This window comes from Bacillus sp. AFS059628, assembly GCF_002571225.1.
Lineage (GTDB): Bacteria > Bacillota > Bacilli > Bacillales > Bacillaceae_G > Bacillus_A.
Window position 1 is genome coordinate 94,130 of record NZ_NVEC01000008.1, and the last position, 14,397, is coordinate 108,526.

Consider the following 14,397-nt stretch of genomic DNA (forward strand, 5'->3'; position numbering starts at 1 on the left):
AACAAAAACTCCTTTTGTAAAAGGATTATTTTAATGTGTAGCGTTCTGAACGCTTTTCTAACATCTGTTGTACGATTGATAATAAGAAACAAATAACCCAATAAATAAGACCTGCTTCGAAATAAACAATTAAAAACTCATAGTTCATTGCCGCAATTTCCTGCGCTTTTCGGAACATTTCTGTTACTAAAATTAACGATGCTAATGAAGTATCTTTCACTAAACTAATAAATGTATTCGAAAGCGGCGGAATGGATACGCGCGTCGCTTGCGGTAAAATAACACGTTTTAACGCTTGCGGGTACGTCATTCCAATTGTGTAAGCTGCTTCCCACTGCCCTTTCGGAATAGAAAGGATAGAAGCACGAATAATTTCAGATGCATATGCACCGACATTTAATGAAAATCCAATAACTGCTGCTGTATATGGCTCAACTTCAACATTAAGAGTTGGAAGACCATAGAAAATAATAAATAACTGTACAAGAAGTGGCGTTCCGCGAATGATAGATACATAGATACGAGCAATCCATTGTAAAATACGACTACCTGAAATACGTGCAAGCGCCGTTAACGTCGCAAGTATAATTCCGATAATAAATGTAATAAGCGTTAATGGAATTGTCGTAAATACAGCTTCCTTCAGCATAGGCATGAAGGAAGACTGCATAATATCTATCCAAGTAGACAATCGATCTGAAACCAATGCACTACTTAGATACATTTTCACCGAACCATTTTTTCGCTATTTTATCGTACGTACCATCTTTTTTCATATCTTCTAACGCTTTATTTACTTCTTGTACTAGCTTATCGCTACCTTTACGGAATAAGAATCCACTTTGTGACGCTTCTTTTTCTGTATCTACAATTTTAATTTTTGCATCTTTTTTCGTTTCTAAATAGTTTAACACTGATAATTTATCATTGATTGTGAAATCAACGCGACCAGTATTTAATAATTCTGCTGCTTGGCTAAAGCCTTCTACATTCGTAATTTCCGCACCATTTTTCTTAGCAATATCTGCATAGTTACTTGTTAAAGATTGTGCCGCTTTTAATCCTTTTACATCAGCAAATGTAGCAGGTTTATCTTTATCTTTTGCAATAACTAATACCGCTGAAGATGAAACGTATGGGCTAGAGAAGTCATATTTCTTTTGACGATCTTCACGAATACCAACTTCATTCGCAACCATATCGAAACGTTTTGCATCTAGACCAGCAAGTAAGCTATCCCATTGTGTTTCTTTAAATACAGGTTTTACTCCTAGACGTTTTGAAACTTCTTCTGCTAATTCAACATCGAATCCAGTTAATTTATTGCTTGAATCGTGGAACGTAAATGGTGGGTATGTACCTTCTGTACCAATTACAAGTTCACCGCTTTGTTTAATCTTTTGTAACGCGTCTTGACTAGCTGTATCTTTTTTCTCTTCTTTACCGCAGCCCGCTACAATCCCGATCGCTAATGTAGTTACTGCAAGTACTGAAAATAATTTTTTCATGATGGTAATCCTCCAAGTATTCTGATAGGAATTTAAAAACTATATTGATTGTATGCAATCTTGAACAATTTTTCAATGAAAATGTTCTTATTTAGTTTATCCTTTTTCTTCATAATCAAACAAAAGGGAAAAATAACGCTACATACAAAAAATAAGTAACATTTTTTAATATAGCATTTATTGTAGGAAAGGTAAAATAATACTTCTTATTTAACTGCCGTGATTCACTAAAAAAAGAACTTGCGAAAATCGCAAGTTCTCCCCCGTACCTATTAAGCGCTCTGGTTTCCTTCCATTTGCGTTTTATACATATCGTAATAACGCCCGCGCTTTTTCATTAGTTCATCATGAGACCCTTTTTCCAAGATTGTTCCTCTATCGAGTACAATAATTTGATCTGCGCTTTTAATTGTAGAAAGGCGGTGAGCGATAATAAATGTCGTTCTTCCTTTTTTCACAACTTCTAACGCTTGTTGAATCATCGCTTCCGTCTCTGTATCAATACTAGACGTCGCTTCATCTAAAATTAAAATGGCTGGATCAAATGCAAGTGCCCTAGCAAACGATATAAGCTGACGTTCTCCGGTTGAAAGTGTACTTCCTTTCTCCGTAATCTCTTCATTTATATTGTTTGCAAATCTTTCCGCACCAACATCACGCAATGCTTTTATAATGCGCTCTTTTGAAATGTTTTCATTCTCTAAGCTAACATTAGATGCCACTGTTCCGCTAAATAAAAACGGATCTTGCAGTACAATTCCCATATGTTCACGAGTTGCTTGTTTCGGCATCTCTTTTACATCATGGCCGTCAATCGTAAGCTTCCCTTTTTCAAACTCATAAAACTGAAAGAGCACATTCATAATGGAACTTTTTCCTGATCCAGTATGACCGACAAGTGCTACCGTCTCGCCTTGTTTCGCTTCAAAAGAAATATTTTTTAACACTTCATCTTTTCCATTATAAGAAAACGACACATTATCAAACTTCACATTTCCTTGTAAGCGAGGCATACGTTCTTCTTCTACTGCTTCCCCTTTTTCCTCTAACAATTCAAAAACACGTTCTGATGCAACGCGCGATTGTTCTAAGTTAGCAAGCTGATTTACCATATTTGTAATCGGCGAGAACAATCGTGTTAAATAATCAACGAACGCATACAGTATCCCTAGTGAAATAACACCTGAAGCACTTAATGAAGCACCACCGAAATACCAAATCACACCTGTGAAAGCGATATTTCTTAATACACCTACTAAGTTATGCGAAGTTGCTGCATTTAAATTCAAAATTTTATTTTGATACTTAAAATAATCTCCATTTAATTCATCAAACTCTTTTTTCGTTTCACGCTCTTGACGGAACGCTTGAATAATTGGCATCCCTTGAATGCATTCATTCACCGTTCCGTTAATATCAGATAAACGTGAACGCATTTTATGATTGTATACAGACGCATACTTTCTATAAAGAATGGCCCAAACGATTAATATCGGGATAATAAGTAAACATATCGTTGCCAATTTTACATCGAGTAAAAATAATGCCGCAAATATCCCGATAATATAAATGATACTAGAAACGAATGTCGCAAGTACCGTTACGTATAAATCACGAATGGCTTCCGTATCATTCGTGACACGCGATACAATTTTCCCTGCTGGTAAATGATCGAAATAACGAATCGGCAACGTTTGAATATGAGAAAAGACATCTTCCCTCATAATTTGAATAATTTTGTTCGCTGCCTTCTGTAAGAAAAATTGCTTTCCATATGCAAATAATGAAACGACTACTAATAAAGCGAAATAGCCACCACCAAGTAATAATAGACGGTTTATTTCTGGTTTATAAAACGCAAACACTTCTTCTTTCGTTAATGCTTTCGCTTTATATACTTGCACCGCCTTACCATTTTGAACGGTAATCATATCATCTTTTACAGAACGTGACCCTTCAGCATTCACTTTATTTGGTACAAAGTAATATTGAAAACCGACCTGCATCACACGTACTTCTTTTCCTTTTTTCTCACCTTCCTGGAAGCGATCGCTTCGCTTATAAAAGGCACCATTATACGAAACAACCTCATCACTCTTTTCTGTTTCATACCAAGGCTTCTCTATTCCAACGATATGATCATCAATCATCGTTTTCGCGACGAAAGGACCAGCAAGCTCTGCGATAACGAAAATAAATAACATTAGCATCGCTGCAAAAATCGTACCTTTCACTTTCATCGCATATTGAAACAATCGTTTCGAAACGCTCATATTTTCACCCCACTATCCGCACTTTCACTTTCTCCTTGTTGTCTTTCAAACTGCTCAGCATACCAGCCTCCACTCTTAATCAGCTGGTCATGCGTACCTTCTTCTATTACTTGCCCTTCATCCATAACGAGAATCCAATCCGCATGTTGAACTGCAGATAGACGGTGCGTCGTAATAATCGTCGTCTTTCCGCTTCTTTCTGTTCTTATATTGTCAATGATCGCTGCTTCTGTACGAGCATCAACAGCTGATAAAGAATCGTCCAAAATTAAGATTTCCGGATTTTGGATAACAGCTCGTGCAATCGAAATCCTTTGTTTTTGCCCTCCTGATAAAGAAACACCTTTCTCTCCAACGAGCGTTTCTAACCCTTCTGGTAAAAACTCTAAATCCTTTTTAAACGCCGCGATTTCAATCGCTTTCTCAAGTTCTTCTTCTGTCGCTTCCCTATTTCCGAATAAAATATTTTCTCTCGCTGTTTTTGAGAACAAAATATGTTCCTGAGGTACATATCCAATCCAGCCGAGTACATTTTCATTCGTCATTTTATCTAGCGTCACATCAGAGACTGCAATATCCCCATCTCCAAGCGGATATTGGCGAAGAAGCTGACGTACAAGCGTCGTCTTTCCGCTTCCGGTTTTTCCGACAACCCCAAGCGTTTCCCCTTGTTTTAATGTAAACGAAACCTTTTTTAAATTTGTTTCAGTTGATGAAGGATATGAAAAGGTAACATCATCAAACTGAATATAATCCGGCTCTTGTACAAGCTTTGGATTTTTCGGATCCTTTACATCTGGTTCATACGCTAACGTTTCATTTACACGGTCTAACGAAGCGTTTCCTCTTTGCATAACATTAATTAATTCGCCAATTGCAAACATCGGCCAAATCATCATCCCTAAATACACGTTAAATGAAACAAGTTCACCAAGCGTTACCTTTGATTGAAATACAAGATATGCGCCGTACACTAAACCAATTAAATAACTAAGGCCAACAAGCATTTTCACAGTTGGCTGGAATAGTGCATCAATTCTAGCTACCTTCATATTTTTTTCGTAGACGTCATCTCCTAAATGATGAAATCTCTCTTGATCTGCATTTTCTTGTACGTATGCACGAATCACACGTACACCAGCGATTGACTCAAGTACTTTATCGTTCATATCACCGAATGCATCTTGCGCAACAGTAAATCTTTCATGCAATTTCTTTCCATATATATTCATCGCATACGCCATAATCGGAAGCGGGATAAGTGCCGCAAATGTAAGCTCCCAACTAATTGTAAATCCCATCATAAAGACAATCGTAAGCATATATAAACTCGAATCCACAAGCGTTAATATACCGAAACCAGCTGTCATAGCGATTGCTTTTAAATCATTTGTCGCTCTCGCCATTAAATCACCAGTACGATTTTTTTGATAAAACGTCGGTGTCATTTTAAGTAAATGCCCCATAAATTTAGAGCGCATCGTCTTCTCCAGTACGAATGCTCCTCCAAACAACTGATGTTGCCAAACGAAAGTAAGACCATATCCAACGATCGTAACCCCTATTAAAATAAGAATAGACTGTATAAAAGCTTCGTTCGATAACGTTCCTGTTTTTATATTATCTATCGTAACCCCTAACACTTTCGGGGGAATGACTTCAACTATATTTACAATTAAAAGAGCTCCAATGGCGATACTATATCTCTTCCAATGCTCTTTAAAAAACCATTTTAACTTTAGCAATACTGATAACAATGTAACCTCTCCCTTCTCGTTCTCGTTTTCCTCTCATTTCTTTATCCACTATCCAGACCCATCACATTTACATTTCGTAACCCATACAATCTCATCACATTTTTCCACCTTCCAATTTTTTTCGTAGTTGTAGAAAGGAAAATAAAGTGAAACTTTAATCAGTGGGGCATTTTCCACTGATTATTAGTTGAANNTTTACGGGCAGTTGATCCCCACCTAACTTCTGTACTTTCGCTGAACTGTGAGGTGGGGATCTTACTGCCCGTTAATGCGGGGTAAACAAAAAAAAGCATACCGCCGCTTGACGATATGCACAGAAATGCATAAAAGCGTACGTTACGATATACGCAACGTACGCTTTTTATAAGACAAAGATGCCCTATATATCCGTACGAGTTGCGTAATGATATGAATGTTTTCTGCCATTTAACAGAGCTAAGCCCATTACATTTACGATTACAATCATTACGCACACCCCCTTCATTTATTTTCCATTTATAATCTTACAACTTTATTGAGTATTCTGTCAATTTTTTTTTTACAGACCGCATGAAAATATAAGCTACATCATTTTGAAATAAGGGAATGTTCTGTAAGAAAGGGCATACAAAATAAAAAAAGAATAAGAAATCGTTTTCACAAACATTTCATTTGAAAAATGTTATCAAACCCCCTACAATCACCTTATACTCACTCTTACAAGTTGCTATTTTAGGAGGACTAATCATGACAACTAGCAATACGTACAAATTTTATTTAAGTGGAGAATGGAGAGAAAGCTCTTCAGGAGAAACAATCGAAATTCCATCTCCATACTTACACGAAGTAATTGGACAAGTACAAGCAATTACTCGCGGAGAAGTAGATGAAGCAATTGCATCTGCAAAGGAAGCTCAAAAATCATGGGCAGAAGCTTCTCTACAAGATCGCGCAAAATATTTATATAAATGGGCTGATGAGCTCGTAAATATGCAAGATGAAATTGCCGATATCATTATGAAAGAAGTCGGTAAAGGATATAAAGATGCGAAGAAAGAAGTTGTTCGTACAGCTGACTTCATTCGTTACACGATCGAAGAAGCTTTACATATGCACGGAGAAAGCATGATGGGCGATAGCTTCCCGGGCGGTACAAAATCTAAACTTGCGATCATCCAACGCGCACCACTTGGTGTTGTATTAGCAATCGCACCGTTTAACTACCCAGTAAACTTATCTGCTGCAAAACTTGCACCAGCATTAATTATGGGTAACGCTGTTATTTTCAAACCAGCAACTCAAGGTGCAATTAGTGGTATTAAAATGGTTGAAGCACTTCATAAAGCTGGCCTTCCAAAAGGTCTTGTAAACGTAGCGACAGGACGCGGTTCTGTAATTGGTGACTACTTAGTAGAGCACGAAGGCATCAATATGGTATCGTTCACAGGTGGTACAAACACAGGTAAACATTTAGCGAAAAAAGCTTCAATGATTCCACTTGTATTAGAACTTGGTGGTAAAGACCCTGGTATCGTTCGTGAAGATGCTGACTTACAAGATGCTGCAAACCATATCGTAAGCGGTGCATTCTCTTACTCTGGTCAACGTTGTACAGCTATTAAACGTGTACTTGTACACGAAAACGTAGCAGACGAGCTTGTTGACTTATTAAAAGCGCAAGTAGCGGAACTATCAGTTGGATCTCCAGAGCAAGATAGCACAATCGTTCCATTAATCGATGACAAGTCTGCTGACTTCGTTCAAGGTTTAGTTGACGACGCTGTTGAAAAAGGTGCTACGATCGTTATCGGTAACAAACGTGAGCGTAACTTAATTTACCCAACATTAATCGATCTCGTAACAGAAGAAATGAAAGTTGCTTGGGAAGAGCCATTCGGCCCAATCCTTCCAATCATCCGCGTTTCTTCAGATGAGCAAGCAATTGAAATTGCTAACAAATCAGAGTTCGGCTTACAAGCAAGTGTCTTCACAAAAGACATTAACAAAGCATTTGCAATTGCTAACAAAATCGAAACTGGTTCTGTTCAAATTAACGGACGCACAGAGCGCGGCCCTGACCACTTCCCATTCATCGGTGTAAAAGGTTCAGGTATGGGCGCACAAGGTATTCGTAAGAGCCTTGAATCTATGACACGTGAAAAAGTAACTGTATTAAACTTAGTTTAATCTTATATGTAGAAGCTGATCTAATATTAGATCAGCTTCTTTTTATATACATGCTTCCCAAAACAATAGCGTGTTTATTTCAGATTCCGATTTGGTTTTCCAAATCGAACTAAAACATGCCATAATAATTTTAATTCCTGAAGCACTTCTTCATACGTTCCGCGGTCACTCCAGGATAGTGGATTCCTTTTCAAATCCGCTACAGCAGAGCCAATTATATATGCATCGATACAATTATTTCGTGCAATGCGTCTTGCCAAAGATGGCATTTTTGAACCTCTAAAATCCAGCGGAACTTCATCCACCGTAAGTACAAAACCCATGTGCCAATACAAATCAATAGAATACTTCAGACAAATTTCTTCTAAAGTTCTACCTACATTCGTACCCTTAAATGAAGGATCTACAACAAGTGCTTCCACATCTTCTTTAAGAGAAATATCTCCATGAATTTGTGCTTCAATATAATGGTTAAGATTACGAGCTGACTCTTTGTCTGCGAAATCTATAAACGGCCTTTCCAAGTTAGCCAGTAAATGATGAATGAGTCTTGTTGGAGTCAAATTCCCTTCACCAATTGCAAAATCTCTTACGAATGTCTCTTCCAAAAGAGCAGCTAAAATCATATCAAACTCTTCATAAGTACCCTTTTCTTTTGGATCTTGATGTGAATCTAAATACGTATATGTAGAGCGATAAGAAACTTTTGGAGATAAGAGAAAATAACATGATCCAAAACGCGGGGCAGATCCATCTGGATGTAACATTACATTTAGTGCCCCATATTTAGGCCGTTCATTATTCGTTACCCCTTCCAATTGATATGCGCCTCCAAATATTCTCTTTTCCCAAAGGTCACGCTCACCACCCGGATAAGCAGATACACTCCCATTAGATAATAATGTTTCAAACTGACTTTTATATATGCCTTGCTCAAACAGTGCTTCAGCAATATTTTTCATATTTGAATCTAATCTGTCTGGATGAAAGTGTAAAGCAATTCTCGCATTTGATTTTAAATGAACGACAGCTTCTTCAAACATTTCATCTGTAATATTAGACATTTTCAGTATATGATTAATTGTTGCTTTAGCCCCACGTTTTTCGTTCTCTGCATATTTTGAAATGTACTCTAAAGCACATAATTGAGATCTTGATAATTCCATAATCAAACCTCTCCTTTCATTGAAATGACCTTAATCATTTCAATGAAAGGCTTAATCTTTCCTTCTTCTGAAACGAAGCGTGTTTAAAAAAATCGATGCTTCGGATTAAGATTTTCAGACAAAATTATTTGTGCTTCACTCTGTCGCTATTTCTTCTGCACAACGAATAAACGCTACAGCCCTTCCTAACTCTTTTTAATCACAAACTCTTCTCTATAATCTGATTATTACCATATCCATTGACGTATAAAAATTCATTTGTTACTCTTAAATACGTTAATTTAATATTTAAATCCTCATTCGTATCTCGGTGAGGTAGAGGTTGCAGTCATTAAGAGTATCATTTCAGGAGATGTAGTGGCATTGATGAAGGAATGAGAAAGGAATGATTGCCGAAGTAAGCCCGTGTCCACTATGCACGCTTGCTGGGTCTGCTATTTAATAAGTGCAGAACTGTCACAAATGAAACATTTCGTTTGTGGAGAGCTATCGAGAGGTATGTCGTGGGTTTCTTATAAGATAGAAAGCATGTAGCGGCAAATTACGTGCTTTTTTTGTTTTGTTTGGAACTTCTCTTCCTGACTTAGGAAGACATACATATCTCCTCGCTTGACTTGGTTATACTAACTTTGGAGGTATTTTCTATGCAACAAAAAAAATGGGGCTTTTGGGTACTAACAGCTTTCGTTGTCGGTAACATGGTTGGCGCTGGTATTTTCATGGTGCCAAGTACGTTAGCACAAACAGCAAGCCCTCTCGGTGTCACTTTAGCTTGGCTAACAACAGGGTTTGGTGTTTTAATGCTAGCTCTTGTTTTCGGTAATTTAGCAATTCGTCGTCCTGATTTAACGACAGGACCACAAAGTCATGCATATGCTTTATTCTCATCACCAAAAAAGAAAAAAATGGCTGGTTTCAGTATGGTATGGGGATATTGGGTTGCAAACTGGGCAAGTAACGTTGCCATCATTACATCATTTGCGGGATATTTATCACTCTTCTTCCCAATTATGAAAGATACACGACTACTATTTTCAATCGGTTCTTTTAACGTAGAAGTCGGAAAACTAATTACATTTACGATTTGTTCCATCTTACTTTGGGGAACTCATATTATATTAACGAACGGTGTAAGTGGAGCTGGAAAGCTAAACTTCTTAGCAACAACAACGAAAGTAACTGGATTCCTTTTATTCATCGTCGTTACGTTATTTGCATTCGAAGCTTCTAAGTTTGGACAATGGTACACACCGATGATCGATAAATCAGGTGTATCACACGGCCTACTTTCACAAGTAAACTTAGCTGCTCTTACAACGCTTTGGGCATTTATCGGAATTGAATCAGCGGTTCTTCTATCAAACCGTGCTGTTTCTCCAAAAACGGTAAAACGTGCAACAGTTGCGGGATTACTTATTACAGTTGCGATTTACTTAGGAATTACAATTTTAACAATGGGTGTACTTCACGTTGATACATTACAAGCTTCTGAACGTCCATTAGCAGACGCACTAAACGCTGCAATGGGTCATGGCGGCGGGAAACTGATGGCATTACTTGCTCTTACTTCCCTATTCGGTTCCATCTTAGGCTGGATTTTATTAAGCTCAGAAGTACCATATCAAGCAGCAAAAGAAGGTTTCTTCCCTTCCTTCTTCACGAAAACAAATAAAAAAGGAAGTCCAATTTACTCATTACGATTAACAAACATTATGTCGCAAGTGTTCTTATTCTCAACATTATCAGGAACAATTGCGGAAGCTTATACATTCGTTATTACTGTATCAACATTGGCCTACCTCATTCCATATCTCGTTTCACCAATCTTCCAGTTAAAACTAGTCGCTACCGGTGAAACGTATAAAAATGAAATGCGGGCAAGAATTACAGATGGTATAGTCGCAGTGATTGCACTTTGCTACGCACTATGGGTTATTAAAACGGGCGCAGCCGATATAAAAACATTCCTTCTCGGAATTGGTTTATTCGTAATCGGCTTTGCCTTCTATCCATTAATGAATCGTGATCAGAAAAAAAATAACGAAAAGAAAGACGGGCAAGTTGCATAACGCAATTTGCTCGTTTTTTCTTTTGTAAAACATATATAATAGAACAAAGAGGTGAAAAACATGTCAATCGAATCGCTATGGAGCAGTCGCTTCCAACAACATATGCAAAATATCATTACATACTTTGCACGTATGATTAACGGTTTACTATATAGCTTTATCTTTATTTCATGCGTTGGCGCATACTACTATGCTCAGTTTTTAAAAGCATCTCCTTCTAAAGGAATATCTTTACTACTTATCACGCTTGTACTTACATTCATTATAACGAGATGCTCGATCCGTACATTTATTCAAAAACCTGATGCTGTCTATTTACTCGCATTAGAAGAGAAACTAACATCTTATTTTAAAAAATCTCTTCTATATAATTACATCATTCAGCTTTTCCCATTATTGTTCATGTTCCTTATTCTCGTTCCACTTGCCATGCAATCATTACAAGTAACAGTACCTTTCTTATGTACAATCTTTATCGTTTTAATGATTACGAAAGCTTGGAACATATACATACATTGGATGTGGCGTGATAGTCATGAAAAAAGCATATGGCTCATTATTCGTATTACTTGTAACGCACTCATTATTTACATGCTGTTTTACTCAGCACATGTTCTCATATTAGGCGGATTGCTCTTACTACTTGCTTTCCTGCTTCTATATACGAAAAAGCAACCTACAAAACGAATACCGTGGGATTACATAATTGAACAAGAAGAAAAAATGAACGTTCGTTTTTATCAATTTGCTAGCATTTTCACCGATGTTCCGCAACTGAATAAGCAAGTAAGTAAAAGAAAATGGCTTACAAATTGGATTGAACCTTTATTACATAAAAAGCAAGCAACTTTCTTCTATTTACATACACTCGCATTTTTACGTGGGAATGATTATTTCGGTATATATATCCGCTTAGGATTAATTGGTGCCTTCGCCTTATATTTTATACCAAACATATATGCAAAAGGCGCTATCGCATATATCGTCCTATATATGATTTCTATGCAGCTCCGTTCCCTGTGGAAATATTTTTCGGGAAATATTATTGTAGCATTATATCCAATTGATACTGAGAAACGAATGAATCAATTTCTTCACTTAATCTTTATATTGCTAAGCATTCAACTCATTGTATTTTCAATTGTTATACTCATTGCTACAGGTCAATTTTTACATAGCCTTATCATTATGACTGTCGGGTTACTCTGGATCAAATGTATTATTGTACCAAAAACGAAGCAACGCGTTTCCTCGTTTTAACGAAAAAAATCATCTTAAAAGCCAAGGAAAAAATAAATTTTCTCTTTGGCTTTTTTATTTTCCTTCCTTAAACAAGAATCACCAGCACAACCGATGTTTTATGATTTTTACATACAAAAATGATAATACATGTTTACGTCCTAATAAAAAGGGTATCTATTAAATTAACAGGGAAAAGGAGGTGCCTATATTGTGAATAAAAAAATGGAGCAATTGGAACATCACGTTACGGATAATCAACGCAAACATGCTTTAACAACAAACCAAGGAGTAAAAATAGCCGAGGATGAATTTTCTTTAAAGATGGGCTTAAGAGGCCCTACCTTAATGGAGGATTTCCACTTTCGCGAGAAAATGACCCACTTTGATCATGAACGAATTCCTGAAAGAATTGTTCATGCACGCGGAGTTGGCGCACATGGTCATTTTCAGCTTTATGAATCTTTAGAAGCATATACAAAAGCAGATTTCCTTACTAATCCTTCAAAAAAAACACCTGTATTTGTACGGTTCTCAACCGTTCAAGGCTCTAAAGGATCCAATGACACAGTAAGAGATGTGCGCGGATTTGCCACAAAATTTTATACAGATGAAGGTAACTATGATTTAGTAGGTAATAATATGCCAGTATTCTTTATCCAAGATGCTATTAAATTCCCTGATTTTGTCCATGCGGTTAAACCAGAACCACATAATGATATTCCTCAGGGAGCTAGCGCTCATGATACATTTTGGGATTTTGTTGCGCATAATCCCGAGTCTACTCATATGGTGATGTGGCAGATGAGTGATCGCGCAATTCCGCGTAGTTTACGAATGATGGAAGGTTTTGGGGTTCATACATTTCGACTCATTAATAAAGAAGGAAAAGCCCACTTCGTAAAGTTTCACTGGAAACCTACCCTAGGGGTTCATTCATTAGTATGGGATGAAGCTCAAAGGATTGCTGGGAAAAATCCTGATTTCCATCGTCAAGATTTATACGAAGCAATTGAAAAAGGCGATTATCCGGAATGGGAGCTTGGATTACAGTTAATTCCGGAAGAAGATGAGCATGCATTTGATTTTGATATTTTAGATCCAACGAAACTATGGCCGGAAGAAGAAGTTCCTGTAAAACTAGTTGGTAAAATGACACTCAACAAAAATGTTGATAACTTCTTTGCCGAAACGGAACAGGTAGCTTTTCACCCTGGCCATGTCGTACCAGGTATTGATTTTTCAAATGATCCTCTTCTGCAAGGAAGATTGTTCTCCTATACAGATACACAATTATCTCGTTTAGGAGGCCCTAATTTCCACCAAATTCCTATTAACCAGCCTGTATGTCCTTTTCATAATAATCAACGTGATGGTATGCATCAAATGCAGATTCATCGCGGTCAAACAAGCTATCATCCTAATGGCTTAAATAACAATCAACCAGCAACCGTCCAAGCCGAACAGGGTGGATATGAGCATTATCAAGAAAAGATTGATGGACATAAAATTAGAGGGCGCAGTAAAAGCTTCCTTAACTTTTATTCTCAGGCTAAACTTTTCTACAATAGTATGAATCCTATTGAAAAGCAGCACATAAAAGACGCATTTTGCTTTGAAGTTGGGAAGTGCAAATCAGACATGGTGAAGGCAAATGTAATTGCTCTTTTAAACCACGTCGATCGTCAATTAGCAAAGGAAGTCGCTAACATGATTGGAGCCCCTTTGCCTAAAGAAAATCACGAAATAAATTCGGATGCAAAATCACCTGCACTCAGCATGTCCAATACTATTTTTAAAGCGGATTCCAAAAATGTGGCAATTCTACTGAATGGTGACCCAAGCGTCTCCCTTCTGTCCGAATGGATTCAAGCTTTTGCACAGCACCGAATTAACTATGGAATCATAGATAATAAAATTCATCATTTCAATGATTCCATTAAAGTAACGGATACTTATACAACAGCAGACTCTGCACTTTTTGATGCGGTATTAGTGTTTAGTAGCGAATCTGCCATTCAACCCCCTGTTTTAGAATTTGCAGAAACTACTTTTAAACACTTTAAACCGATAGCCTATGTCCTTAGTAACCCTCATGCTTTAGACCATAGTAAGGTGAAACTGGATGGAGCAGGAGTTTACAACTTAACAGATACTTCAATTGAATCATTTATAGAAGGCATTGCCCAAGGACGATTCTGGAACCGATAATATAATAT

The 14,397-nt window shown here is 37.2% G+C and carries 9 protein-coding genes and 1 riboswitch; of the genes, 4 read left to right on the plus strand and 5 right to left on the minus strand.

Going from position 1 to position 14,397, the window contains the following annotated elements:
- Window positions 1-25: 25 nt before the first annotated feature.
- From COL05_RS05190 to COL05_RS05210, 4 genes are all read right to left on the minus strand, one after another.
- The gene (locus COL05_RS05190) at window positions 26-724 is read right to left on the minus strand and encodes an amino acid ABC transporter permease (protein ID WP_029437600.1); all 699 of its coding nucleotides are present in this window, start codon (window positions 722-724) and stop codon (window positions 26-28) included.
- Entirely contained in the window at window positions 711-1,508 is a 798-nt protein-coding gene (locus COL05_RS05195; protein ID WP_000732853.1) for an amino acid ABC transporter substrate-binding protein, read from the minus strand. Before COL05_RS05195 ends, COL05_RS05190 begins: the two co-directional genes overlap by 14 nt.
- Before the next feature lie 272 nt (window positions 1,509-1,780).
- Entirely contained in the window at window positions 1,781-3,781 is a 2,001-nt protein-coding gene (locus COL05_RS05205; RefSeq protein ID WP_098667833.1) for an ABC transporter ATP-binding protein, read from the minus strand.
- Window positions 3,778-5,538 carry an ABC transporter ATP-binding protein gene (locus COL05_RS05210; RefSeq protein ID WP_098667834.1) on the minus strand — a complete coding sequence of 587 codons (1,761 nt, stop codon included), beginning with the start codon at window positions 5,536-5,538 and terminating at the stop codon, window positions 3,778-3,780. The genes COL05_RS05205 and COL05_RS05210 overlap by 4 nt, the downstream gene beginning before the upstream one ends.
- Before the next feature lie 726 nt (window positions 5,539-6,264).
- Between COL05_RS05210 and gapN the strand changes: the two genes are divergently transcribed.
- Window positions 6,265-7,704, plus strand: coding sequence for an NADP-dependent glyceraldehyde-3-phosphate dehydrogenase (gapN, locus tag COL05_RS05225; protein WP_098667835.1), 1,440 nt, complete (start codon window positions 6,265-6,267; stop codon window positions 7,702-7,704).
- Window positions 7,705-7,778: 74 nt separating this feature from the next.
- Here gapN and COL05_RS05230 read toward each other — a convergent pair whose 3' ends face one another.
- Window positions 7,779-8,870, minus strand: a complete 1,092-nt coding sequence (locus COL05_RS05230; RefSeq protein ID WP_098667836.1) for a DUF3626 domain-containing protein — start codon at window positions 8,868-8,870, stop codon at window positions 7,779-7,781.
- A gap of 308 nt (window positions 8,871-9,178) precedes the next feature.
- Window positions 9,179-9,367: riboswitch (Lysine riboswitch) on the plus strand.
- Window positions 9,368-9,514: 147 nt separating this feature from the next.
- Here COL05_RS05230 and COL05_RS05235 point away from each other — a divergent pair.
- The 3 genes from COL05_RS05235 to COL05_RS05245 all read left to right on the plus strand — a co-directional run bounded on the left by COL05_RS05235 (window position 9,515) and on the right by COL05_RS05245 (window position 14,389).
- The gene (locus tag COL05_RS05235) at window positions 9,515-10,939 is read left to right on the plus strand and encodes an amino acid permease (protein WP_098667837.1); all 1,425 of its coding nucleotides are present in this window, start codon (window positions 9,515-9,517) and stop codon (window positions 10,937-10,939) included.
- A 60-nt stretch (window positions 10,940-10,999) separates the two neighbouring features.
- Complete coding sequence (locus tag COL05_RS05240; protein ID WP_098667838.1) at window positions 11,000-12,199, plus strand: ABC transporter permease; 1,200 nt, start codon at window positions 11,000-11,002, stop codon at window positions 12,197-12,199.
- 192 nt (window positions 12,200-12,391) lie between these two features.
- On the plus strand, window positions 12,392-14,389 hold the full coding sequence (locus tag COL05_RS05245) for a catalase (RefSeq protein WP_142337357.1): 1,998 nt from the start codon (window positions 12,392-12,394) through the stop codon (window positions 14,387-14,389).
- The last annotated feature ends 8 nt before the right edge of the window (window positions 14,390-14,397 follow it).

Coding starts and splice junctions, on each gene's coding strand:
- COL05_RS05230 (WP_098667836.1), bottom strand. CDS start 8,870: ATGGAATTATCAAGATCTCAATTATGTGCTTTAGAGTACATTTCAAAA.
- COL05_RS05195 (WP_000732853.1), bottom strand. CDS start 1,508: ATGAAAAAATTATTTTCAGTACTTGCAGTAACTACATTAGCGATCGGG.
- COL05_RS05240 (WP_098667838.1), top strand. CDS start 11,000: ATGTCAATCGAATCGCTATGGAGCAGTCGCTTCCAACAACATATGCAA.
- COL05_RS05190 (WP_029437600.1), bottom strand. CDS start 724: ATGTATCTAAGTAGTGCATTGGTTTCAGATCGATTGTCTACTTGGATA.
- COL05_RS05205 (WP_098667833.1), bottom strand. CDS start 3,781: ATGAGCGTTTCGAAACGATTGTTTCAATATGCGATGAAAGTGAAAGGT.
- gapN (WP_098667835.1), top strand. CDS start 6,265: ATGACAACTAGCAATACGTACAAATTTTATTTAAGTGGAGAATGGAGA.
- COL05_RS05235 (WP_098667837.1), top strand. CDS start 9,515: ATGCAACAAAAAAAATGGGGCTTTTGGGTACTAACAGCTTTCGTTGTC.